Genomic DNA, 22665 nt, shown 5'->3' with positions numbered 1-22665 from the left:
TTCCTACCCTCCTAAGGTCATGGACAGGAGTTCCTGTGCGGTTACCATTGCGGGGTTGTCCACTTCTTTGACGAGTGTTCCCTTGTACATGACCATGATACGGTCAGAGAGGGTGAGGAGTTCCTCGAGGTCGGAGGAGAAAAGCAGAATGCTTCTCCCGCTGTTTCTCGCTTCTATGATCAGACGGTGGATTTCTTGGCGGGTTTCTACGTCCACTCCCTGGGTGGGGTCCTCAAGGAGCCAGATCCTGGCGTCGGTAAAGAGGGCCTTGGCAAGGAGGACTTTTCGCTGATTCCCTCCACTGAGTACACGAGTCTCGGCCCATAAAGACGGGGCAACTATACGGAGTGAGGCTATGTAAGGTTGCACTGCCTGGATTTCCTTAGCAGGGACAATGATACCCCGGGACGTCACTTTCTGGAGTTTGGCAAGGGTGATGTTTCTCGGAAAGGGAAGAGGCAGAACGAGGCCCTCTTTCCGCATGTCCTCAGGCATGAAGAGAACTCCCTGCTGAATGGCATCAACAGTTCCCCGGGGACGGAAGGGTTTTCCAAAGAGTTGTATCTGTCCCTTGCGAGGAGGGAGCAAGCCGGCAATGCTTCGGAGAATTTCCCGACACCCAGATCCCGCAGAACCCGAGAGTCCGAGTATTTCTCGTTCTCTAAGGAGAAAACTCACGTTTTCGACCCTACCGTCAACGGCAAGGTGCTGTACCTCGAGGGCAACCCCACCTGATGGTGCTCGAGGAAAACTCGGCCCTCTTTCGATGCGTCTTCCTACCATTTTCTCGATGAGCATTTCCTTCGTGACGTCTTGGGTGAGGAAGGTCCCGACGTTCTTTCCGTTCCGTAAAACGGTGATTCTCTGCGCAATGGAAAGGATTTCATCGATGTGGTGAGAAATGTAGAGAATGCCAATGCCTTGCTTTCGGAGCTGCTCAATGAGGTGGAACATAAAGGTTACCTGTGGACCGGTAAGTGCTGCCGTGGGTTCATCAAGAAGGAGGACCCTTGCCTGTTCCTTCAGGGCCTTGAGAATCGCCACCTCCTGCCGCTGAGCAAGAGGGAGCTCCCCCACGGTGTCGCTCGGTTGAATGCTGAATCCATAGGCCTGAATGAGTTCTCCGGTTTCTGCCAGCATTCGCCGGTAATCAACACGCCCAAGAGCCGTTTTGGGCTCTTTTCCCAGGAAGACGTTTTCGGCAACGGTGAGATCCGGAACAAGCTGCTGTTCCTGGTACACGGCGGCTATCCCTACCTTCCGCGCAAGAAGGGGCGTAAGGGCCCGGAAAGTCTTCCCACCGATTGTGATGCTCCCGCGATCCGGCTGCAGGGCACCCGCGATGATTTTCACCAGTGTAGACTTGCCAGCCCCGTTGGCTCCTATAAGCGCGTGGACCTCACCGGCATGAAGCACGAGGGAGACCGAGTCCAGAGCGAGAATGCCAGGGAAACTTTTGGAGATTTCGTTCACCAAAAGGAGAACTTCCCGTTCTGGCACCAAGAATTCACACCCCTAAGCCGAGTTTCTGGCGGAGGTTTTTCAAGTATTCCAGGCTCTTCTGGGCCTGTTCTTCGGTGCCACATTCAACGCTCAATACACCTTTGTAACCGGCCTCTTTCAGTATGAACATGACCTTTTCCCAGTCAATGACCCCCTCTCCACAGGCAACCCCAACGGGCGTACCGTAAACCTTGCCTTTTTCATCGAGCAGCGTCCCTCCGATGTCTTTTGCGTGGACGTGGACGACCTTGTGAGCAACTGCTTTCAGAGCTTCATACGGGTCATGGCCGCTGAGATAAGAGTTTCCGGTATCAAAGTTCACCCGCAGGAAAGGTGAATCCACAAGCTCGAGAATTCTCTCCATGGTTTCGGGATTCGTGGTGAATTCGTTGTGCGGCTCAATACCGATGTAGATTCCGTAGCGTTCGGCTGTCTGGAGGACTACGGTGAGGCTGTACTTCATGATCTGAAAAGCTTCTCCTTCGCTCATCCACTTCGGCCGGATACCTTCGTCGGTGTTCACCACCGGAGCACCAAGCTGGTACGCAAACCGAATCGCCCGGCGGAGGAAGGGAACGCCGACATCGGGTCGCATGAGCGGAGCATGAGCCGAAACCCCCGAAATCCGCAGCCCTCGTGACTCAATGAAGTCCTTGTAGTACAGGGCATCTTCATCCATGCTGATCCCATGGTAGTACCCCGCTTCTGAGAAGAGGTCTCTCCCGTCAATCAGTACCGGTTCGTAAGCTTCGTAACCCATCCTTGCCGCAGCTTCAACGGCGTACTCGAAGGATTTGTCACTGTGCCGAACGAACTCTCCGTTAATGCCGATGAGCATATACTCCCCTCCCAATGTGGAGTATCCTGTTTGAGAGTAGCGTAATTCCCAAAGCCTATGCAACAGCATTTCGCTGGTTGAGTTGTCAAAAAGGAAAGCCTCGTTGTAGAATAAGAAGGGGTTTTCACATGTCCTGTACCTTGTCTCAACCAGTTTATGAATACGCAGTTATTCTTGAACCACCGTATCCTCCCGGCTGGTCGATTTCACCGCATCGCCACACGCAACACGAGATTGGCCTCGTGCGAATGGGCGAATGCGCAATCCAGGTTGGGGAGCGGTCGCTTCGATTCCGCTCTGGCGATGTCTTTTTCTTCCCCAGGGGCGTACCTCACGGTTTTACCGCAGACGCTTCGTCAGGAGTTGCCTTTGTTGTTGTCCAGTTCCTGGAGCTTGAGCGGGATCTCCTCCGACAGCTGAGGAATACCCCTCCTATTGGTCGCTTTTCGCTCTTTGAGCTTGAGGTGAGCCTTTTCCTGGATATCTGCCATAAGCTCCAGAGAGAGATTGCAGGGGGTTTGCCTTTTGCAGGTATCCAGTGCAAAGCCCTCTTGTCGGAGCTTCTGGTCCTTCTTCTGCGGAGCGCCTCGCGAAGTATTGGGCCTTATGTGAGCCCTCACCAGGGGAGGATGGTGGAAAGAGCACTGCAGATCATCCACAGCCGGTATCAGGACGACATTCGTATCCAGGACCTTGCCCATGAGTTGGGTCTTTCGCCACAGCATTTTCGGGAACTCTTTAAGCGATACGTTGGGGTAAGCCCGAAAAAGTACCTTGTGACGCTACGCCTTCAGAGGAGCAAATGCATGCTCTTACATAGTGAATACAGCGTGACGGATGTTGCGTTGCGGCTTGGGTTTGGAAGCGTCCAGCAGTTTTCCAAAGCGTTCCGCAAACTCACGGGGCTTAGCCCCATTGAATGGCGTAAGGCCCATGCGTTTGGAGAAAGTGGCTCCGTTCTGTCTTCGGGTGTCTGAGGAAGTTTTTTCTATCTCCTGCCGGTCTCTTCAGGACGAGGACCTGTGGTACAATGAAAATGCATTATACAACCCTTGAGAGGAGGGGAAACATATGCTCTCTAAAAGGCTCCTTGTGGCTTTAATGGTCTTCTCCCTCGTGGTGCCTTTCTCCCTTTCGGTGGCGGCCCAGGAGAAGAAGCCCTTTGAAGGTGTTGTGCTGAATGCTTACTTCATCGGTGGTGGGGCTTATGAGAAACTCTACACGAAAATCCCTGAGTTCGAGGAACAAACCGGGGCCAAGGTGAACATCGCCGCGAAGCTAAGCCACTTTGAGCTCAACAAGAGGGTGGCTCAGGAATTCGCAAGTGGAGGGGACATCGACGTTATCAGCACCCATACCACCTTTGCACCGGGACAGAAGGACTTCCTGTTGCCCCTGAACGAATACCTGACCCCTGAGGACCTCAAGGACTTCACCCCATCGACCATAGAGGCGAGCACCGTCGACGGGAAGCTCATTATGCTCCCAAGACATACCGATGTGCGCATTATGTACTACCGGACTGACCTTTTCGAAGATCCCAAAGAGCAGGAAGCCTTTAAGGCAAAGTACGGGTATGATCTCCGTCCACCCACAAACTGGCAGGAACTCCTCGATGTTGCGGAGTTCTTCACCCGGCCACCTAACCTTTACGGTTTTGTTTTCACGGGTGGGGAAGAACCCCTTGTGGGGACCTTCTACGAGCTCCTGCTCTCGGCAGGTGGCAACTTCTTTGACGAGGAAGGCAATGTCATCTTCAACCAGGAGCCAGGGCAGAGAGCGCTTCAGCTCCTCGTTGACCTGTACTACCATAAAAAGGCCACGCCCGAAGGGGTTCCCAACTACCGCTGGGACGAAGTGGCCAAGGCTTTCCGCGACGGGCTCATTGCCTTCTACTTCGACTGGCCAGGATGGTACACCATGATGAAAGACCCCAAGGAGTCCAAGGTTGCGGGGAAATTCGGCCTTGCACCGTATCCTGTGGGTCCGGCTGGGTATGCGAAGATCTGGGGAGGAAGCCATGGGTTTGCCGTTGCGAAGTCTACGAAGAACCCCGAAGCCGCTGTGGCGCTTGTGAAGTTCCTGACCTCTGGCGATAACCTGTACTTTGAGGCGAAAGAAGGAGGGTTCTTGCCGGCCAGTATCTCTGCGTACCAGAGGCTGAAAGAAGACGTGACCAAAACCGGTGATCCCCTTGACCTGAAGCGCCTTGAGCTTTTGGAGCAAGAGCTCGCAGGCTTTGTCCCTCCGCCTAAAATCCCTGAGTACCAGGAGATTGTGAGCGCCATATGGCCTGAGCTGCAGAAGTCCCTTGTGGAAGGGCGGGACGTCAAGGTTACCCTTGACATTGCGGCGGAGAAGGTCAGAAAGATCCTCGGGAGGTAGAAAAAAGGCCCGCCTCGAGGCGGGCCTTTTTCAGGAACCATGCGTCCACACAGCGAGCGGTACTTCCCCTACATGCTCATCCTGCCAAGTGTCATCGGGACGTTCCTCCTCATCGTCTTCCCCCTGGTGTACTCCTTCTTCCTAAGCCTTACCTCTTTCCACCTCTTGAAAGCCCAGAGCCTCCGTTTTGTGGGTTTCCAAAACTTTTGGGAAGTGCTCCACGACCCTGCCTTCTGGGTGGCCTTGAAGAACTCTCTGCTTTTCATGGTCGTCGTGGTTAATGCTGAACTCGTCCTCGGTCTCCTTGTGGCCCTTCTTTTGAACCGGGCTTCAGGCGGCCAGGGGATCCTGAGGACGCTTTTCATGATTCCCATGATGTTCCCCCCTATCCTTGTGGGGCTTCAGTTTCGCTGGTTTTTCAATGACCAGTTTGGCCTCCTCAACAACGTTCTCCTTTCCCTTGGCGTTATCGATCGCCCCATTGGGTGGCTTGTGAGAACGAAAACGGCGATGCCTGCAGTGATGTTCGCCGATATCTGGCAGAATACGCCCTTTACGGCGATTATCTTCCTCGCCGGTCTCCTCTCGCTCCCCGTTGAGCCGCTTGAGGCGGCCCTCGTCGATGGGGCAAGCCCGTGGCAGCGTTTCCGGTATGTTATCCTCCCGATGCTCCGCCCCCTCATTTTCATCGCCATGACTATCCGCTCGCTCGACGCAGGGCGAAAAGCCTTTGACCTCATCATGCTCATGACCGGTGGTGGACCAGCGTATGCCACAGAAATTCTGGGAACGTACACCTTTCGCAGGGCGATTGTCGACTACCAGTTTGCCTATGGAGCGGCGATTTCCTTCATCGATATGGTGTTAACCGTTGGTTTTGCGGTGTACCTCTACCGTCAGCTTCTTAAAGGGAGGACGTAAGAGGTGACATCTCGCAGGAAAAGGGAGAGGGTTGTGACGGCACTATGCACTGTTTTTGCCGTGGTCATCCTTGTCCTCCTCCTCTTCCCGACCTACTGGATGGTGCAGACTTCCTTTCGGGTCGGGCGAGAGATTAACGCCTTCCCCCCTGTGTGGTTCCCCCGGGAGGTCACCCTCTCCTCGTACATCAAGCTCTTCGGTAGCCCCCATGAGGAGGCTTCCCTCCCTTTCCGGGAGTACTTCCGCAATTCTTTTCTGGTTGCGCTGTCGAGCGGTTTCTTTTCCATCGTGCTGGGGACACTTGCTGGATACGCTTTCTCGAGATTCGAGTTCCGTGGCAAAAGGAACCTCTTCCTCAGCGTCATTCTCATGCGAGCCATACCGGGACTGGCGCTCGGGCTTCCTCTGCTTGTGCTCTTCAAAAAGGTCCAGCTTGTGAACACCCTCTCTGGCCTTATCTTGACCTACACAATGCTGAATACACCCTTTGTCATCTGGCTCATGGAGGGATTCTTTGCCGATATCCCGGCGGAGCTCTCAGAGGCTGCTCGCATCGATGGATGCTCACGCTGGCAGGCCCTGTGGAAAGTGGACATCCCTCTTGCAGCTCCCGGGATTTCCGCCAGCGCCATTTTTTCGTTCCTCCTGAGCTGGAATGAGTTCGCCATTGCCCTGATTCTGACCCGCACGCCTGCTTCCCGTACGCTTCCGGTGGGCCTCTTTGATTTCGTCGGAGAGTTTTTCATCGACTGGGGTGGCATGTGCGCCGCCGGGACCATTATTCTGATCCCGGTCGTTGTGCTGACCTTCTTCATCCAGAGATGGATGGTGAGGGGTCTGACGTTCGGAGCGATAAAGTAGCTCCGCTCACTCCCTGAGAACTGCTCCCCGTTCTTCCCTGATGGCCTCAACCAGTGCCACCACATTCTCAATGGGGACATCCCGCATGATTTCCTGGGCCGGAGAGATGATGAGCCCTCCACCCTTCCCCAGGATGCGTATGGTTTCCCTGGCCATGGTCTTCACCTCATCAGGCGTACCATAGGGCAAAAGTTCCTGGGTATCGATACCTCCGTAGAAGGTGATGTGTCTCCCGAATTCCCTCTTGAGGTAGGCAAGGTCCATGACCGGCTGCACCGGTTCAAGGACGTCAAGGCCGATGTCGATCATATCTCCGATGATTTCGGTGATGTTGCCGCAGGAATGGTGAATTACCGGAAGACCAGCATCCTTGTACACCCGCCACACCTTGGCCCAGCGGGGCTTAAAGTACTTCCTCCAGGTGTCCCGTGAGATGAGGAGTCCCCGCTGGGTGCCGAAGTCATCCCCGGTGTGACCGCACTTGAACCCTGCCTGGACGACTTGTCGGGCGACTTCGACCTTGTACTCGGTGATGGCGTCGAGGAGCCGCTCAATATCCTTTGTCCCCAGGGCAAGATCGAGCATGAAGGCTTCGAATCCCCGGAGCCCCCAGGCTTTCTCGAGGATGCCGTGGTACCCGGTGCAGACAACGAGGTAGTCTCCAGAGTACCGCTTCAGGTCCTCGGTGGCCACAGCAAGGAGGCCGGGTCTTGTCGGGTCTGGGGGTTCGAACTTTTTAAGGGCATCCTCGTCCTGGAGGGGGAAGTGGCGGATGCAGAACCCATCGGAGTACATGTCAAAGCCAATGCCCCAGCGGTCGTAGACGATGCCCTTTTCCCAGTCCACTCGGGCAAAGCCCATCTCTTCGGCTCTCTTCAGGAGTTCGTGGTCCTCCCGGTAGCGGAAGACGTCGTCCATGGTGAACGTCAGGTAGAGGTGGTTGTCGAGGTATGCCTCAAGGTCTTGAGGAGAGGAGAACCCCAGCACGCTTTGCAGTTTCTCTTTGGTGGTCTGAGAGGCAAAGTATATCTGGCTTGGGAGGTAATCGATCTCCTGACGGGAGATGGTCCGAAGCACTCGTTCTTCACGGGTCATTTTCCCCACCTTCTTTCCGGGAATCTTCCCTCTGAGTATAGTATGCCTTGTGGACTTAGGGTGTCAAACACATGGGTTCATATCGACCCACCCCCAAGGCTTCCTTCCGCCAGCAATTCGGGAACTTTCAGGATGAATCGAGCAGGCCTCTGTGAGCTTCTTCAGAGAGGTTGAGTCCGTTTCCCCAGGGTTTTGGACCTTTCTCTATAGAGGGTATAATGGAGCCAGGGATAGAGAGGGGTGAAACCTGGTGAGGACCATTCTGAATACGGTGGGGACTTCCCTTGTGAGGAATGCGTCGCCTTCCGGCTCCCCGGACGTGGCAGAACTCATCCGGTTCCTCGCCCTCACGGACCTGCGAAAAGCCTCGGCGGAGACAAACGCGCTGTACCATCTGCTCCGGGAGGATGACGCACTGGTATTCCTCCACTCCGAAACCTCTGAAAGTCACCTCTGTGCTTGGGCGCTTGCCGAGTTCTTCGAAAACCGGGGGCACGAGACGAGGATGGTGTGCGTCAAGGACCTCTCGTACCGGGAGGCGGACTTCCGCCTGGGCCTGCGTGCCCTTGTGGGGACTCTGGTGGCCTGCATTAGAGAGGAAAGGTTCAAGGGCCGGGAGGTGCTCATCAACGCCACGGGAGGATTCAAGGCAGAAGGAGCCTACGCAACTTTGGTGGGGTTGCTCTTCAACGTCCCCGTGTACTACATCTATGAGGCCTTTCAGAGGGTTGTGCAGATGCCTCCTCTCCCCATAGACTGGGATTACTCGGTCATCGCCGAACACGAGGACCTGCTCCGTTCTTTTGCTCAGGAAGGTCGCTCGAGGTTTGACCTTGTCCGGTCCACACTGCCGAAAGAAATTTCCTCGCTCCTTGAGGAACGGGAGAACCGAATTTTCCTCTCCCCTGCCGGAGTGGCGGTTTTTGAGGCATACCTTGAGAAGGTGCAGCGCGCTCCGAAAATTCCGGTGTACTTTGGGAAACGGGCCTTAGAGTGGTACCTGCAGGCCGATGCGACGACCCGGGAACGCATCCGGAGAATTCTCCGCCGGCTCTGTCTTCCGGAGGTCCGGCGAAGTGGGGCGAAGAAGCTGAAGAACTCCCGGTGTTTCGTCTACCCCCAGGGCCACCAGAACGAACGGGTGCTCTTCTGCGAGAAGGACGAAGGCCTCATCGTCTGCGCTCTGGCCCAGCACAGTGACAGAAGCTACGACCGGCTCTTTGACGAGGGTCTGTCCTGCGAAAAAAGAGGCAAGCTGGTGCCTTTTGAAGAGGACTTTGAAGCGCGGGTCTTTGAAGGGCAGAACAATGGTTGAGGGAGCGTGAGCGAAATGTGTGGCATCATCGGATACGTTGGGGAAAGGGAAGCCCTTCATGTCCTCCTTGGAGGGTTGAGGCGTCTTGAGTACCGGGGCTATGACTCAGCGGGGGTGGCCCTCCAGGAAAAAGGGCGGATCGTGGTGGTGCGAAAGGTGGGGAAAATCGGGGTACTGGAGCAGGAGCTTGCGGGGAAAACCTTCGCTTCCCGGTGTGGTATCGGCCACACCCGCTGGGCAACCCACGGAGTCCCTGCCGACCACAACGCCCATCCCCACACCGACTGCCGGAAAACCCTTGCCCTCGTCCACAACGGCATCATCGAGAATTACCGGGTACTCCGGGAAAGGCTTCTTGCTGGGGGGCATCGCTTTCTCTCGGAGACGGACAGCGAAGTGGTAGCCCATCTCCTCGAGGGAGACGGCTCGCCCCTGGAACGGATTCTTAAGGTTCTCCCCCTCCTTGAGGGGTCCTATGCCCTGTGCATCCTCTTTGCCGAGGAACCCGGGGTACTCTATGGCGTTCGGCAGTTCAGTCCTCTGATTCTGGGGATTGGGGATGGCGAGTACTTCCTGGCTTCTGACGTTCCGGCATTTTTAGAGTACACCCGCAAAGCGGTGTTCCTCGAAGACGGGGAAATTGTCCGGGTGAGTAGAGACGGGTGGGAGGTCTTCCACAAGACAGGGGAGAAATGCTCGAAGACGGTTTTTACCGTTCCCTGGGACCCGGTGAGCGCCGAGCGCGGGGGCTTCAAGCATTTCATGCTTAAAGAGATTCACGAGCAGCCCCGGGTGTTTGAGGACACCATTGCCGGAAGGGTGAGCCTGGCGCGGGGGGAAGTGGAGTTTGAGGAACTCGAGGATTTCCCCCTCGATTTCTCGCGGGTGGTGGCCGTTGCCTGCGGGACGGCCTGCCATGCAGGAATGCTTGGGAAACTCTATCTTGAAGATTTCGTTCGCCTACCGGTCGATGTGGAGTATGCCTCGGAGTTCCGCTACCGGGACCCTCTGCTCGATGAGAAGACGCTGGTTCTGGCCATTTCCCAGTCGGGAGAGACGGCGGATACCCTGCGGGCGGTGGAACTCGCAAAGCAGAAAGGCGCCAGGGTCCTTGCGGTGTGCAACGTTTTGGGGAGTTCCCTGACTCGCCTTGCCGACTGGACCGTGTACACCCGGGCCGGAATCGAGATTGGTGTGGCCTCGACGAAAGCCTTTCTCGCCCAGATGACGGTGCTTTTGCTCTTCGGCCTTTTCTGGGGGAAGAAAAAGAAGACGCTTCCCTCCAAGACGATGGAGTCGCTCCTTGAGGAAATCCCCACGCTCCCCCGGAAAATGCGCACACTTCTTTCCCGGGAAGAGGAAATCCACGCTCTGGCAAGAGAATTCTACCTCTTCAAGGATTTCCTCTACCTCGGTCGGGGACTGTACTATCCCCTCGCCCTGGAAGGGGCCCTGAAGCTCAAAGAGATTTCCTACATCCACGCTGAGGGATTGGCGGCAGGAGAAATGAAGCACGGTCCCATTGCCCTTATTGAGCCTGATGTAGCGAGCTTTGTCCTGGTGGGCCAGGGAGAGCGAAGGCTCAAGGTTCTCGGGAACATCGAGGAAATCAAAGCCCGGCGGGGGAAGGTTATCGCCCTGTGCGACGAGGGTGACGGGGAGGTCCGGGAGAAAGCGGATTACGTTGTGGAAATCCCAAAAACCTTAGAGGTTTTCTCACCGCTTCTGGCCATTGTCCCCCTCCAGCTTTTCGCCTACTACGTAGCGCTTGAGAAGGGGTGTGACGTGGACCAGCCGAGGAACCTCGCAAAGAGCGTGACGGTGGAGTGAGGGGGATTCCCCTCTTGTTTTCTTTGTTGATTTGTTGTACACTTGTACAACAAGTAAACAGGGATGACACGGGGTGAGGGTGATGGCAAAGACGTGGTACCCCGTCATCGACGACGAGAAGTGCACAGGTTGTATGACCTGTGTGAACTTCTGCCCCCATGGAGTGTACAGGGAGAACGGAGGAAAACCCGAGGTAGTCAACCCTCTGGAGTGTGTAGAGTTCTGCCGGGGATGCCAAAAGCTCTGTCTGGCTGAGGCAAGAAGGTACTTTGGAGATACCAGGTAGAGGAGGTGTGCACCACGGCCAAGAAGGGTGTTATTCCCTGTGTCTGTCAGGGAACCTGCCCGTCGTTCCATCAGATGAACGTCTTCGAGGTGCTCAACGCCCTGCGGCGGGAAAAGCTCGTCGATTTCGTCGGTATCCATCCGCAGCTCTGCGCCTCCGATGGAGATGTTTTCTGGGAGGTCTTCCTGAAGGGAGCAGATGATGTGGGGAAGCTTGTTGTCGCCGGGTGTCACGCGGACATGCAGAGGAAGATGTTCCGGGACGCCTTTGAAAAAACCGGCTTTGCGAAAGAGAAGCACGTCGGCGTTGACATCAGGAATGTGACTCTAGGTCAGGCGGTGGAAGCCATAAAGTCGGTTCTGTAAGCCTGTCGGGGGCGCAAAACCCCAGGCAGTGGAGGTGAAACCCCGTTCCTCTCTCCTCGTATAGAAGGTTAGAGCGTTATGCGGGTCGAAGAGCTTTTCAAGGTTCTCTCCTGCCGGTGGCGTATAGCCATCGTCAAGATAATTGCGGAACAACCGCTCTGCCAGTGTGAGATAGAGCGCATGTTGCCTATCGACAAAACGAACCTCTCGCGCCATGTGAAGTTGCTCCGAATGGCGGGGATTATTGAGGAGGAGATTCAGGGTCCAGCAAAGCGCATCTCCCTCAAGGACCCCCGAGTCCTCGAACTCCTCGCCCTTGCCGAGGCCATTGCGGGGGATGCCGTTACGGTATCCAGGGAGGAAACGCCATGACCAAACCCGTGCTCTTGCTCATGCTTATCCTTGCGGTAGGTGCAGGATGTGTGGTTTTCGCCTTCTTTGCCGGATGCCAGCTCCTTTCGGGAACGCCTGTGGATATGCGGGTGAAGGATTTCACCTTGCCGCTCCTTTCGGGAGGAACGGTGCGGCTCTCCTCGTACCTCGGGCAACCGGTACTCCTTGTCTTCTTCACGCCCTCCTGCGGCCACTGCCACAGTGAGGCTCCCCGCCTTGAGGCGGCGTACGAGAAGTACAGAGACCGGGGGCTTGTGGTCCTTGGGGTGGGTTACATCGGAGGGAGCACGGAAGAAGCGCTCCGGAGCTTTGTAGCGGAGCATAACCTCGCCTACCCTGTGGCCATCGATACTCCGGAGACGAAGGTAGTGCAGCGCTACAACGTTTCCTGGGTCCCCCACAACGTCTTCTTCAACCGCCGGGGAAGAATCGTCCGGGAGGAGCGGCGCGAGCTCTCCCCAGAGGAGCTTGAGGAATACCTCCGGGAAATCCTCTGAGTTACTCGATGGTCACGTACCAGTTCCCCTGTTTCTCCCAGGCGGAGAGGAACTGCCCGATAGGGTAGCTGTTGTAAGCACCATTTGGTTTTCCAGGGTCGTGGACGTAGATGGAGAAGCTGTCCATTCCTACAGCCACCATGGCATGTCTTGAGCTCTGCGGGTTCATATCGGCAAAGACGGCAACAAGAACCGGTTTTCCCGCCTGGAGAAGCCCTCGAAGTACCTCCAGGTTCCCCATGCCGATTCGGGTCGACACTCCCCGGCTTTCGAGATACGCCCGAATCTGGAAAACGTTGGTGTAGTCACCGTTATAGCCATTGATGGGGAGACCAAAGCGAGCATTGAGCCAGTCGTTTGCTTCTTTGATGTCTTCAGGAGATGGTGTGGTACCGAGGTAATAGGCGGCAATCATTGCTGCCGAGGCCACACCGCAGTTTCGGGTGTTTCCCCAGTCTCCCGGGGGAACCTGGGGCAGGAAAGGAACGTCCAAAAGGATTCGCTCTGACGAGTACTCGACGAATTTCCCCCCAGTCTGTGCGGGGAACGACGAAGGGAGTTTCCCCTCAAAGGAGACGGTGGAACACCCGGCAGTAAAAAGCGCAAGGAGAAGGATTCCAGAAAGCAGGAGAAACGCTGTGTTCTTCCGCACGTCCTCGCACCCCCTGTGCTCCTCTCCGAGGGAGGAAGACGCGCCAGGGACTTGGCAGCCCAGCCGCCATAACGCTTTCGCGCCGTAGGCCTGTGGCTTTGCGCCCTCCCCTTTCGGAGAGTTTGCCCTTTCATTCCCTCATCCCTTTATATCGGTAAGGGTCAGGGGAACTTTAGGGGGTGGCGAAAATTTTTGGCCTTTTTGTCTGAGAGCGCCGTGTCCCTGGAAAGAAAGGTTTTACCCTCTTCTTTTCCTTGCTTTCCAGAGCACTCTCTATGTCCCCGGAAATACTCCGGACGGAAGTAGAAGCGCCGTGCTCGAGCTTACAGGCACTCGGAATTCCATAGCTTTTTGCGTAGGAACGCCTGCTGATGCTGTTCCTGGCATCCGTTGAGAAAGGAGTGTTTAGTACTGCAAAGCGGGTAAGTTTGCGGAACTCAGCAAAAAGACGGGGTAAATCCCCCTTTGCAGGCCTAATAAAACGAAGGCTCCGGAGTCACGTTCCGGAGCCTTCGTGCAATTTGTAACCGTTTAAGGACGACCATTCCCCTTATTTCGACCTCTCAAGGCAGGTCACAAGCAGGTGGTCTTTCAGGGAACCGGCTCCCTTTATTTCCATCCCTCATAGGTAGGCTACAAACCTGTGGTTCATGAAGTCACTGAAGAGAAACGTCTCCGGTTTCCATCCCTCATAGGTAGGCTACAAACCGGTGAAGAACGGCCCCTCGTAGCCAGCCAGCCTCAGAATTTCCATCCCTCATAGGTAGGCTACAAACCTCATTGCGACGCGAACGAGAGATGCGCATCGCTCGCCATTTCCATCCCTCATAGGTAGGCTACAAACCCGTTTTGTGGGCTTTAAATAAGGATTCCTGAGAAGACCACGTTCACCTGTCAAGGTGCGCTTTATGTAAATGAAATCACAACTTTTTCCCTCTGTCAAGAGGGTTAGAGGGGTTTTTTGAAGTGTCGTCGATCTCCAGGGGTTTTTGCACTACCGGAGGTCGACGACACTTTCCTGAAAAGCCAGCATTCCACTTTGCGCCTGTCGTTTCCCGCTACCCATTCGACCTCACGGGTCCCGCATGCCGGCAGGTTTTCCCGATGCAGCCCTTCAGGAACTCGAGCGCGTTCCTCCCTTTGTGGCACATTTTCCTTTCGACCTATTGCTGCTCTATGTTTCCTTGAAATCCAGCAGCCGGAAGGCCTCAGGAACGTAGTCCAGAAGCCGGTCGCTTCGGCGCCGAAGACACGGACACTGGAGACGAGCATGGTTCATCGCGAGAGCTCGAGCATCCGCTCGATGGCTCTTCGTGCCTTTTCGATGACCTCTTGAGGGAGGGTGACCTCGTGAATCTCCTCTTCAAGCGAGACGAGAACCTTCTCGAGCGTGGTTCTCTTCATGTTCTCGCAGATGGCACCTGAAAAGGCGGGGAAGAATCGTTTTCCAGGGTTTTCTTTTTCCATGCGGGGGATGATGCCAACCTCTGTGGCGACAACGAATGCCCGATGGGGTGAGGTTTTAACGTACCGGCACATACCCTCTGTGGAGAGGACCTGGTCGGCATGGCGCAGGACTTCTGGACGGCACTCAGGATGGGCGAGGACCAGAGCCTCGGGGTGCTGCGCTTTGGCCTCAAGGATGTGGTTTTCGGTGATGGCCACGTGCACCGGGCAATAGCCGGGGAAGAGAATGAACGTTCTCTGGAGTTTTGAGGCCACGTACTGTGCCAGGTACTGGTCGGGAACGAAAATGACGTCCTCGCCGGGGGCAAACCCCCGCTCCACCACCTGTGGGGCATTCGCCGAGGTGCACACAAGGTCGCACTCGGCTTTCACTGCGGCGTGGGTGTTGACGTAGCAGAGGACCCTGGCCTGAGGGTACCTGGCCCTGAGTTTCCGGAGTTCCTCAAGGGGTAGCATGTCGGCCATGGGGCATCCTGCCTCAGGGTCAGGGATGAGCACCTTCTTGTGGGGCGAAAGGATTTTGGCCGTTTCTGCCATGAAGTAGACCCCGCAGAAGACGATAATGTCGGCAGGAGTTTTCTGGGCCGCAATGCTCAAACCCAGAGAGTCACCCACAAAGTCTGCCACTTCCTGAACTTCAGGAAGCTGGTAGTTGTGAGCGAGAATAACGGCATTCTTCTTCTCTTTCAGTTCCCCGATGCGTTCCTGAATGCTTTTCATGCCAGACCTCCTCAATAGGACCTCCGCCAAGGAGGATGTCTCCGTCATAGAGGACGGCAATCTGTCCCGGTGTCACCATCTCCAGAGGTTGCTCAAAGGTGATAGTCACGGCGTACTGTTCGCGCATTTTCACGAAACACGGCTGGGGCCTTTGCTGGTAGCGGACCTGGACCAGGGCCTTCTCTGGAGGTTCGTCGACAAGCCAGTTGAAAGGTTGGGCCACAAGCCCAGAGCTCAAAAGTTCCTCCCTGCGACCCACCACAATCTCGTTTCGCTCCGGATGGATGGCGATGACGTAGAGGGGATAGGGGGCACGAATCCCAAGGCCCCTTCGTTGCCCGATGGTGTAATGAAAGATTCCCCGGTGCTGGCCGAGAACCTTTCCCTCTCTTGTAACGATATTCCCTGGACGTTCTTCCCCCAAGTGGCGCAGAAGGAACTCCCGGTAATTCCCCCCGGGAATGAAACAGAGGTCCTGGCTCTGGGGTTTCTCGGCGACGGGGAGGGTCGCTTTCCGGGCAATCTCTCGGACTTCTTCTTTCGTGTAGTGCCCGAGGGGGAAAAGGAGGAAAGGGAGTGCCTCTTTGGGGATGGCAGAGAGAAAATACGTCTGGTCCTTTTTGCGGTCTTTGGGCCGGCGGATGACGTACCTCCCGTTCTTCTTCTCAAGGAGGGCGTAATGACCGGTAGCGAGGAAATCGCACCCTAAGACCCTGGCATGCTCAAGGAGCCTGCCGAATTTCAGGTGGCGGTTGCAGAGGACACAGGGATTGGGGGTACGGCCCCGGCGGTACTCGGCGACGAAGTTCGCAATGACGATGTCCTCCATTTCACGGGAGAAGTCCAGGACAAAATGCGGCACGCCGAGCATGTGGCACACGGCTCTTGCGTCCTCTACAGCCCGGGCACCACAGCAGCGAGTTTCTCCTCCCTCTTCTCCAAGGCACATCGTGACCCCAATGACCTCAAAACCCGCCTCTTTCAAGAGCAAGCAGGCCACGGAAGAGTCCACTCCTCCGCTCATCGCCACAAGCACACGCTGCTTCATCCCCCATCCATACTCCCTTTCTGGTATCCGGCAAGGTCAAGAGTCGCAAAGCGATACCCTGCCTTTTTACAGAGCGCAAGGATTGCCTTTCGTATTCCGGGGTTAAGGACCCTGGGGAAATCCTGTTCCTCGAATTCCAGACGGACGATGTCGCCGTGGTGGCGGACCCGGAATCCCGAGAACCCGAGCTCCTCAAGAGACCTCTCGAGTTCCCCGATGCGCTCAAGGAGCTCCGGCACAAGACGCATCCCCTGCGGAATGCGTGTGGCCAGGCACGAGTACGACGGTTTCCAGGCCGTAGGGAGGTTGAAGGCCGCAGAGAGCTCGTGAATCTCCCTTTTTGTGAGCCCTGCCTCATAAAGGGGTGAGCGAACGCCGAGTTCCTCTTTGGCGAGAAGCCCCGGGCGGAATTCCTGCGTTTCGTCAGCATTGGTCCCATCGCACACCGGAGTCTTCCCGGCGACGCTTTTGAGCCTTGAGAAGAGGAATTTCTTGCAGAAGTAACAGCGTCTTTGACCGTTGGCGAGGATATCCTCTTCCTGCCAGATATCTACGGAGAGCACCTCCACAGGAAGCCCCAGGGTACGGGAGGTTTTCAGCGCCTCCTCTTTTTTGTAGGGAGGGACAAGAGGCGTGTCGATGAGGACTCCCCGCGCTTTCGGGCCAAGAACCTGGGAACTCACCCACAGGAGGAACGTCGAGTCCACACCCCCTGAATAGGCTATGACGACCTCCTGCAGGGAGGCCAGAATGTCCTTCAGCCTCTCGAACTTTGTGAAGGCAGCCGTCTTCACCATATCGAGAGATACCGTTCTCCGGTGTCCGGGAGAACCACAACGATGAGTTTGCCTCTGTTCTCGGGTCTTTTCGCCACCTCAAGTGCTGCCCAGGCGGCGGCTCCTGAGGAGATTCCGGCGAGAATGCCCTCCTCCTTTGCCAGGCGTTCGGCGGTGGCGAAGGCAGCGTCGTCCCCAACCCGGATGATTTCGTCCACAAGCTCAAGGCGCAGAACATCGGGGATGAATCCTGCTCCAATCCCCTGGATTTTGTGCTGTCCGGGCTGACCCCCAGAAAGGACGGGTGAGCGGGCCGGTTCGACGGCGACCACCCGGAGGGATGGTTTGCGAGGTTTGAGCACCTCCGCCACCCCGGTGATGGTTCCTCCGGTCCCCACTCCGGCAACGAAGATGTCTACGGCACCATCGGTATCCCGCCAGATTTCCTCTGCCGTGGTTTCCCGGTGGATTTTGGGGTTTGCAGGGTTTTTGAACTGCTGGGGCATGAAGGAGTTCGGGATCTGGGCAAGAAGTTCTTCCGCCTTCCGCACCGCACCCCTCATGCCCTCTTCTTGAGGGGTCAGGACCACTTCAGCGCCGAACCGGGCGAGAATCTTTCGTCGTTCCACGGAGACGCTTTCGGGCATCGTGAGGATGAGGCGATACCCCCGCTGGGCGCAGACGAAAGCAAGGCCAATGCCGGTATTGCCGCTTGTAGGCTCGATGACGGTGGAGTCCGGGCCGAGAAGCCCCTGCCGTTCGGCCTCCTCGATCATCGAGACGGCAATCCGGTCTTTGACGCTTCCGCAGGGGTTGAAGAATTCGAGCTTTGCCGCAACCTTTCCCGGAAGTCCCTGGGCGAGTTTACTCAGGTACACAAGGGGAGTGTTGCCGATGAGTTCGGTGATGTTCTGGGCAATGCGCACGGGTCCTCCCCCCTTTCATCATTCAAAGAGGCAACGAACACTTCACCACAAAAAGGACAGAGCAGAAGAAAGTCCCCTTTGTCCCAGGAGATTGCGCCACACCGTGGACACTGCACGAGGTTCCCATTCCCACCATGTTCTCACTCCCTTGGGATGCGTAGTGACTCAAGGACGTTTTCCTGGCACTTTGGAACCTCGAGGACCTTGGAGGTTCCAGAGAAGTCCCGGACGATAACCGCCGTTTTCTCCGCACCGTTTTTCGTGTAGAAGGCGATGACCTGGGCAGAGCGTTCGATATCTTCGGGGCCTGCCGTTCCTCTTCCAAGGCCCAGGGGCCCTTTCCCGCCCTGGGGGAAGAAAAGGAGGTCTCCCTCCCGGGCAAGGCGAAGCAGCGCCCGGTTCTCACCCTCGTCTCTCCCCACGACGAGTTTGTACCAGGGGGTAAACCGGAAATGCCTCCCGAGCTTCAGAAGCTCGACGTTTTCAAGGGTGAATGCATCGTGGTCCAGCAGGTCTTTCAGGCGCTTCGAGAAGATAGGGTCGGTGAGCAGGCACCCCCCGGCAGGACTCGTGTACTCCTCAATCCCGAAGCGCTCTGCCAGTTCGAATTGCGCCTTTCGTCCCCTTCCGGCGATGCCGAAAAGCTCTTCTCGCCTGACCCACCCCTCGAGTTCCGGGATGGTCGGAGGAAGGAGCTTTGCCGAAAGCGGCCGGAGCAAAAACCCCGAAAGCCCGCTTTCTTTCTCGATGAGCCGGAGGGTATTCCGCATCTGGGATTTTGGGCGCTGTCCGACGACCTCACCGGTGAAAACGAACGTTGCCCCCTCTTCCTCCATGATGGCCTTTGCCTTCCGGAGCATGAAGATTTTGCAGTCGATGCAGGGGTTGAGGTTTTTCCCGTAGCCAAAGCGCGGATTTCGGACAATCTCAAGGTACTCCTCACCTACTGCGACTTCCCGGAACTCTGCGCCCAGCTGCTTCATGACTCCTTCAAGGAAAGCCTTTCTGCCGAAGAAAGGACTTGTGAAGTGGAGCGCCACGACCTCAATCCCCTGGGATCGGATGAGGGCTACTGCGATGGAGCTATCGAGTCCTCCAGAAACAAGACCAATGGCCTTCATGGTACCTCCTGTCATATGGAATAATCGGAGAGTTGCGACTTCTCCCGGGCAATGCGCACGACTTCGGCAAGGGTTATCCCCCCAAGAGCCCTGACGATGGCCTCCTGGAGCTTCTTCCACACTTCCCGGGCGGCACAGGACGAGGCCCTCTGGCAGAGGGCCTCGTCTCGCAGGCAATCCACGATGATGACCTTCCCCTCCAGGGCCTCCACGATCTCGAGGACCGTGATGGTTTCCGGAGGTCGGGCAAGCTGGTATCCTCCCTCTGCCCCTCGCTTGGAAGAGATGAGGCCTGCAGAGCGCAGGGGAATGATGAGTTGCCCCAGGTATTTCTCGGAGATTTCCTCTCTTTTTGCAATATCCCGGAGGAACACAAACCCTCTCTCATCGTAAGAGAGAGCGAGTTCTACCATAAGCCGGAGTCCATACCGGGAACGGGTTGAAAGCCGGATCGTTTATCCCCCCAAAATCTATAAATATTATCGCTTTAGTAGCATTATAGGGGAAAGCTCTCCCGGTGTCAAGGGCCGTAGAGCTCCGGATTGAACGTTGTGGGATGGGTCCAGGGCCCACCCGGGGAGAGGTGTTCTCAGTGAGCGGGCACCCAACCTTCTCTGCGCAGGGTCAGGAAGCTACTTTATGGAACCCTGGAGTATTCCCCTGATGATGTGCCTTTGCATGAAAAGGTAGAAGATGATGACCGGGGTGATGCTCAGAATAAGTGATGCAAGGAGGAGTCCGTAGTCTGAGGTATAGGTCCCGTAGAAGTAGTACGTGGAGAGGGGGAGGGTTCTGTTTCTGGGGGAAATGAGGACGAGAGACGGCAGGAGGAAGTCATTCCAGATCCACAAAACGTCGAGAATGGCCACCGTTGTGGTTGTAGGTTTCAGAAGGGGGAAGACGATTCTAAAAAATGCCTGGAACCTCGAGCATCCGTCGATCATGGCTGCCTCCTCTAACTCAAGGGGGATACTCTTGATGGCGCCGTGGTACAGAAAAACCGCGAAGGAGCATCCAAAGCCAAGGTACATGTACATGAGGGTCCAGCGGTTGTTGAGGAGTCCAAGGGATCCGTATACCTTGACTAAGGGAATCATGATGGCCTGGAAGGGGATGAGCATGGAGGCAACCATGAGGAAGAACATGAACCTGTTGAATTTCCAGGGAAGCCTCGCAAAGAGATAGGCAGTCATGGAGGAGAAAAAGACGATAAGGGCGGTGCTCAAGACGGTGATGACCAGAGAGTTCCAGAAGGCATAGGGGTAGTTCATCTTTCTGAAGGCTTCGATGAAGTTGGCCAGGTGGAAAGCTGAAGGGAGGCGGAACGGACTGGCGATGATCTGGTTGCGGTCCTTGAAGGCATTGATGAAGACGAGGAAGAAGGGGATGAGGTAGAGCGCAAGGAGAAAGTACAGGGAAGAAAGCCTGAGCGCCTCAAGAATCCCTTCCTGGTACCTTTGCCGTTGCGCCATCACTGTTCGACCTCTAATCGCTTCCCAAGGTACACCTGGGCAAGAGTGACGCCGACGATCATCGCAAAGAGGAAGAACGCCTCAGACTGACCAATTTCGTATTGCTGTGCTAAGAACGCCTTTTCATAGACGTGCATGGCCACGAGTTCTGTGCTCTTGTAGGGGCCTCCCTCGGTCAGGGCCTTGTTCAGGTCGTAGACGATGAAGCCTCTCTGGAGGGAGAGGAAGATGCAGACGGTGGTGAAGGGGGTTAAAAGGGGGAGGATGACGTACCGCAGCCTCTGGAGGCCTGTGGCTCCCTCAATGGTGGCTGCTTCGATGAGGTCTTTTGGGATGCCCATGAGTCCGGCAATATAGATGACCATCATGTACCCGGAGGATTGCCACACGCTGACGATGACAAGCGCCCAAAATGCCTTGTCTGGATGGGCAAGCCAGGAACGGAGGAAGAGCTCCCATCCGAACCTTTTTCCAACGTAGACCAGGACGTTGGAGAAGACGAAACGCCATATGAGGCCCAGAACAATGCCTCCTATGAGATTCGGGACGAAAAAGCCGGCCCGTAGGAAATTCTGTCCTCGAATCCCGCTGGTCAGAAGGTACGCGAGGGTGAAGGCGATGACGTTCGTGAGGACGACGGTGTACGCCACGTACCTGAGGGTGAGGCCAAAAGATGTCCAGAACGCCCTGTCCTCAAAGACCATCCGGTAGTTCTTGAGGCCCACAAAGACGTACGTTGCTGACAGACCGTTCCAGTTCGTCAGGGTGAGGTAGACGCCAAAGAGGAATGGAAGGATGACCACGGTGAAGAACGCAAAGGTGGTGGGTCCAGCAAACAGAAGATACGTTCCAACCTTCCCAAAGGGAGTTTTCTCTGAAACCATTTTCTTGGCACACTTCGAGGCACCCGGAAGGAAGGCTTCCTTCCGGGTGCTCTACCAAGGTGCTATTTCACATTTTTCCAGTAGTTTTCAATCTCGTCAAGGAGTTCATCCCGGCTTATGGCATTGCCCAGGTACTTTTGCATGAAAGCGCCCACCATACGCCAGTGGTCCGCCGGGAGGTCAAGAACGAACTGGAGCGTTTTCCCTGCTCTGACGTACTGCAGGATTGACTTAGCCAGAGGGTCCTTTGGCTCGAGGGTAATGTTCTTGAAAGCCGGGATGATGCTGAGTTTGTTGACTAGCATGTCCTGGCCCTTTGCGTCATACACCAGCCAGTTCAGGAAGTCCTTGGCTGCCTGTTGTTCTGCTTCAGAACTCTGTTCTCTGTCAAGAATCAGGAATTTGGTGGCACCCACAGGGATTTGAGAGTTCCCGTAATCGTCGGGATTGTCACTGATAGGAACGGGCAGGAAGCCATATTCGCCTTCGGGATCGAGTTCGCCAAGCTGTGGCCAGGCCCAGTTGCCCATGAACCACATGGCGACCTCTCCAGTGCCCAGAAGATACGAACCTCGGTCATACGTTCCGGAGAGCGGGTCGTCTTTGTCGATGTTGTACGCTCTCATGACGTCGAAGGTATCAAGGAGACCATTCACGACGCTGTTCTGCTGGAGGTCCACCTTTCCAGCCCGCAAGTCCTTGAGGAATGCATCGACCTGTTTGGGATCCGGCGACTGGGCGGCATAGGCTATCGTGAAGAAATGCGCTCCCAGGGACCAGTCAAGGGGGGATATGACAAGTGGTGCAACACCGGCGTTCTTGAGCTCTTCAAAGAGTGCCTGGAGGTCTTTCCTTGTGCGTATTGAAGAAGGATCGAAGCTCTTCCCCAGCGCTTTGTCCAGGACCTTTTTGTTGTAGATGAGCCCGTATCCTTCAACGGCAAAGGGGAAGCCGACGACGGTTCCATCTTCAAGGGTCGCCATGTCCAGGCTTCCGGGAATGGCGTCCTGCACCCATCGTTCACCGGTGAGGTTCAGGGCTTTGTCCTGGAATTTCTTGACGTCACCGGCATCCACCATGGCGATGGTCGGTGCGTTTCCTGAAGCGTACATAGAGACGACCTTCTCAAAGGGCGACTGGCCAACCGGGCAGGGAATCACTTCGACCGTCACGTCTTTGGCGATTTCACTGTAGAGAGCGGCGATTTCCTCAAGCTGTGCCTGAATCTCTCCTTTGGAGTTCAGGAATGTGATGTTCACCTTGGCGCTGGCAATAGCTGACATTGCTGCGGAGAGCACCAGTGCAGCAAG

General features: G+C 56.0%; 23 protein-coding genes and 1 riboswitch. Of the genes, 10 read left to right on the top strand and 13 right to left on the bottom strand.

Annotation, left to right across the window (positions count from 1 at the left end):
• Positions 1–3 precede the first annotated feature (3 nt).
• Entirely contained in the window at positions 4–1500 is a 1497-nt protein-coding gene (locus tag ACP6EK_RS02690) for a sugar ABC transporter ATP-binding protein (protein WP_438318846.1), read from the bottom strand.
• A 7-nt stretch (positions 1501–1507) separates the two neighbouring features.
• Positions 1508–2341: a sugar phosphate isomerase/epimerase family protein gene (locus tag ACP6EK_RS02685; RefSeq protein ID WP_438317522.1), complete on the bottom strand. Its 834-nt coding sequence runs from the start codon at positions 2339–2341 to the stop codon at positions 1508–1510.
• 128 nt (positions 2342–2469) lie between these two features.
• Between ACP6EK_RS02685 and ACP6EK_RS02680 the strand changes: the two genes are divergently transcribed.
• The 4 genes from ACP6EK_RS02680 (at position 2470) to ACP6EK_RS02665 (ending at position 6508) form a co-directional block, all read left to right on the top strand.
• Entirely contained in the window at positions 2470–3318 is an 849-nt protein-coding gene (locus ACP6EK_RS02680; RefSeq protein WP_438317519.1) for a helix-turn-helix domain-containing protein, read from the top strand.
• A 94-nt stretch (positions 3319–3412) separates the two neighbouring features.
• Positions 3413–4726, top strand: a complete 1314-nt coding sequence (locus ACP6EK_RS02675) for an extracellular solute-binding protein (RefSeq protein WP_438317516.1) — start codon at positions 3413–3415, stop codon at positions 4724–4726.
• A gap of 39 nt (positions 4727–4765) precedes the next feature.
• A complete protein-coding gene (locus ACP6EK_RS02670) occupies positions 4766–5647 on the top strand; it encodes a carbohydrate ABC transporter permease (protein ID WP_438317513.1) in 882 nt (293 codons plus the stop codon).
• 3 nt (positions 5648–5650) lie between these two features.
• Complete coding sequence (locus ACP6EK_RS02665) at positions 5651–6508, top strand: carbohydrate ABC transporter permease (protein WP_438317510.1); 858 nt, start codon at positions 5651–5653, stop codon at positions 6506–6508.
• Between the two features lie 6 nt (positions 6509–6514).
• On the opposite strand, the gene ACP6EK_RS02660 is transcribed toward ACP6EK_RS02665, so the two are convergent.
• Positions 6515–7603, bottom strand: a complete 1089-nt coding sequence (locus ACP6EK_RS02660) for a uroporphyrinogen decarboxylase family protein (protein WP_438317507.1) — start codon at positions 7601–7603, stop codon at positions 6515–6517.
• Between the two features lie 250 nt (positions 7604–7853).
• On the opposite strand from ACP6EK_RS02660, the gene ACP6EK_RS02655 reads away from it, so the two are divergent.
• From ACP6EK_RS02655 to ACP6EK_RS02630, 6 genes are all read left to right on the top strand, one after another.
• The gene (locus ACP6EK_RS02655; protein ID WP_438317505.1) at positions 7854–8918 is read left to right on the top strand and encodes a putative CRISPR-associated protein; all 1065 of its coding nucleotides are present in this window, start codon (positions 7854–7856) and stop codon (positions 8916–8918) included.
• 15 nt (positions 8919–8933) lie between these two features.
• Positions 8934–10748, top strand: coding sequence for a glutamine--fructose-6-phosphate transaminase (isomerizing) (gene glmS / locus ACP6EK_RS02650; protein WP_438318843.1), 1815 nt, complete (start codon positions 8934–8936; stop codon positions 10746–10748).
• Positions 10749–10830: 82 nt separating this feature from the next.
• Positions 10831–11034 (top strand): 4Fe-4S dicluster domain-containing protein, encoded by a 204-nt coding sequence (locus ACP6EK_RS02645; protein WP_438317502.1) that lies wholly within the window; start codon positions 10831–10833, stop codon positions 11032–11034.
• A gap of 74 nt (positions 11035–11108) precedes the next feature.
• The gene (locus ACP6EK_RS02640; protein ID WP_438318840.1) at positions 11109–11399 is read left to right on the top strand and encodes a heterodisulfide reductase subunit A-like protein; all 291 of its coding nucleotides are present in this window, start codon (positions 11109–11111) and stop codon (positions 11397–11399) included.
• Between the two features lie 78 nt (positions 11400–11477).
• Positions 11478–11771 (top strand): ArsR/SmtB family transcription factor, encoded by a 294-nt coding sequence (locus ACP6EK_RS02635; protein WP_438317499.1) that lies wholly within the window; start codon positions 11478–11480, stop codon positions 11769–11771.
• Positions 11768–12289 (top strand): peroxiredoxin family protein, encoded by a 522-nt coding sequence (locus tag ACP6EK_RS02630; RefSeq protein WP_438317496.1) that lies wholly within the window; start codon positions 11768–11770, stop codon positions 12287–12289. Before ACP6EK_RS02635 ends, ACP6EK_RS02630 begins: the two co-directional genes overlap by 4 nt.
• 1 nt (position 12290) lies before the next feature.
• Here ACP6EK_RS02630 and ACP6EK_RS02625 read toward each other — a convergent pair whose 3' ends face one another.
• From ACP6EK_RS02625 to ACP6EK_RS02580, 10 genes are all read right to left on the bottom strand, one after another.
• Positions 12291–12941: a C39 family peptidase gene (locus ACP6EK_RS02625; RefSeq protein WP_438317493.1), complete on the bottom strand. Its 651-nt coding sequence runs from the start codon at positions 12939–12941 to the stop codon at positions 12291–12293.
• 50 nt (positions 12942–12991) lie between these two features.
• A riboswitch (cyclic di-GMP riboswitch) is annotated at positions 12992–13078 on the bottom strand.
• A gap of 1138 nt (positions 13079–14216) precedes the next feature.
• Positions 14217–15128, bottom strand: coding sequence for a quinolinate synthase NadA (gene nadA, locus ACP6EK_RS02620; RefSeq protein ID WP_438317490.1), 912 nt, complete (start codon positions 15126–15128; stop codon positions 14217–14219).
• The gene (gene mnmA, locus ACP6EK_RS02615; RefSeq protein WP_438317487.1) at positions 15046–16176 is read right to left on the bottom strand and encodes a tRNA 2-thiouridine(34) synthase MnmA; all 1131 of its coding nucleotides are present in this window, start codon (positions 16174–16176) and stop codon (positions 15046–15048) included. The genes nadA and mnmA overlap by 83 nt, the downstream gene beginning before the upstream one ends.
• On the bottom strand, positions 16173–16973 hold the full coding sequence (gene larE / locus ACP6EK_RS02610) for an ATP-dependent sacrificial sulfur transferase LarE (protein ID WP_438317484.1): 801 nt from the start codon (positions 16971–16973) through the stop codon (positions 16173–16175). Before larE ends, mnmA begins: the two co-directional genes overlap by 4 nt.
• Positions 16967–17878 carry a cysteine synthase A gene (gene cysK / locus ACP6EK_RS02605; RefSeq protein ID WP_438317481.1) on the bottom strand — a complete coding sequence of 304 codons (912 nt, stop codon included), beginning with the start codon at positions 17876–17878 and terminating at the stop codon, positions 16967–16969. The genes larE and cysK overlap by 7 nt, the downstream gene beginning before the upstream one ends.
• Positions 17879–18018: 140 nt before the next feature.
• Positions 18019–18999 carry a hypothetical protein gene (locus ACP6EK_RS02600; protein ID WP_438317479.1) on the bottom strand — a complete coding sequence of 327 codons (981 nt, stop codon included), beginning with the start codon at positions 18997–18999 and terminating at the stop codon, positions 18019–18021.
• An 11-nt stretch (positions 19000–19010) separates the two neighbouring features.
• Positions 19011–19412, bottom strand: a complete 402-nt coding sequence (locus ACP6EK_RS02595; RefSeq protein ID WP_438317476.1) for an RrF2 family transcriptional regulator — start codon at positions 19410–19412, stop codon at positions 19011–19013.
• A 219-nt stretch (positions 19413–19631) separates the two neighbouring features.
• Positions 19632–20471: a carbohydrate ABC transporter permease gene (locus ACP6EK_RS02590; RefSeq protein ID WP_438317473.1), complete on the bottom strand. Its 840-nt coding sequence runs from the start codon at positions 20469–20471 to the stop codon at positions 19632–19634.
• Positions 20471–21355 (bottom strand): carbohydrate ABC transporter permease, encoded by an 885-nt coding sequence (locus ACP6EK_RS02585; RefSeq protein WP_438317470.1) that lies wholly within the window; start codon positions 21353–21355, stop codon positions 20471–20473. The genes ACP6EK_RS02590 and ACP6EK_RS02585 overlap by 1 nt, the downstream gene beginning before the upstream one ends.
• Before the next feature lie 62 nt (positions 21356–21417).
• A complete protein-coding gene (locus ACP6EK_RS02580; RefSeq protein ID WP_438318837.1) occupies positions 21418–22638 on the bottom strand; it encodes an ABC transporter substrate-binding protein in 1221 nt (406 codons plus the stop codon).
• Positions 22639–22665 lie beyond the last annotated feature (27 nt).

The sequence above is a fragment of the Candidatus Caldatribacterium sp. SIUC1 genome (assembly GCF_051549785.1).
Lineage (GTDB): Bacteria > Atribacterota > Atribacteria > Atribacterales > Caldatribacteriaceae > Caldatribacterium.
The sequence above is the reverse complement of the archived record's forward strand: the minus strand, read 5'-3'. Positions and strand labels throughout refer to the sequence as shown.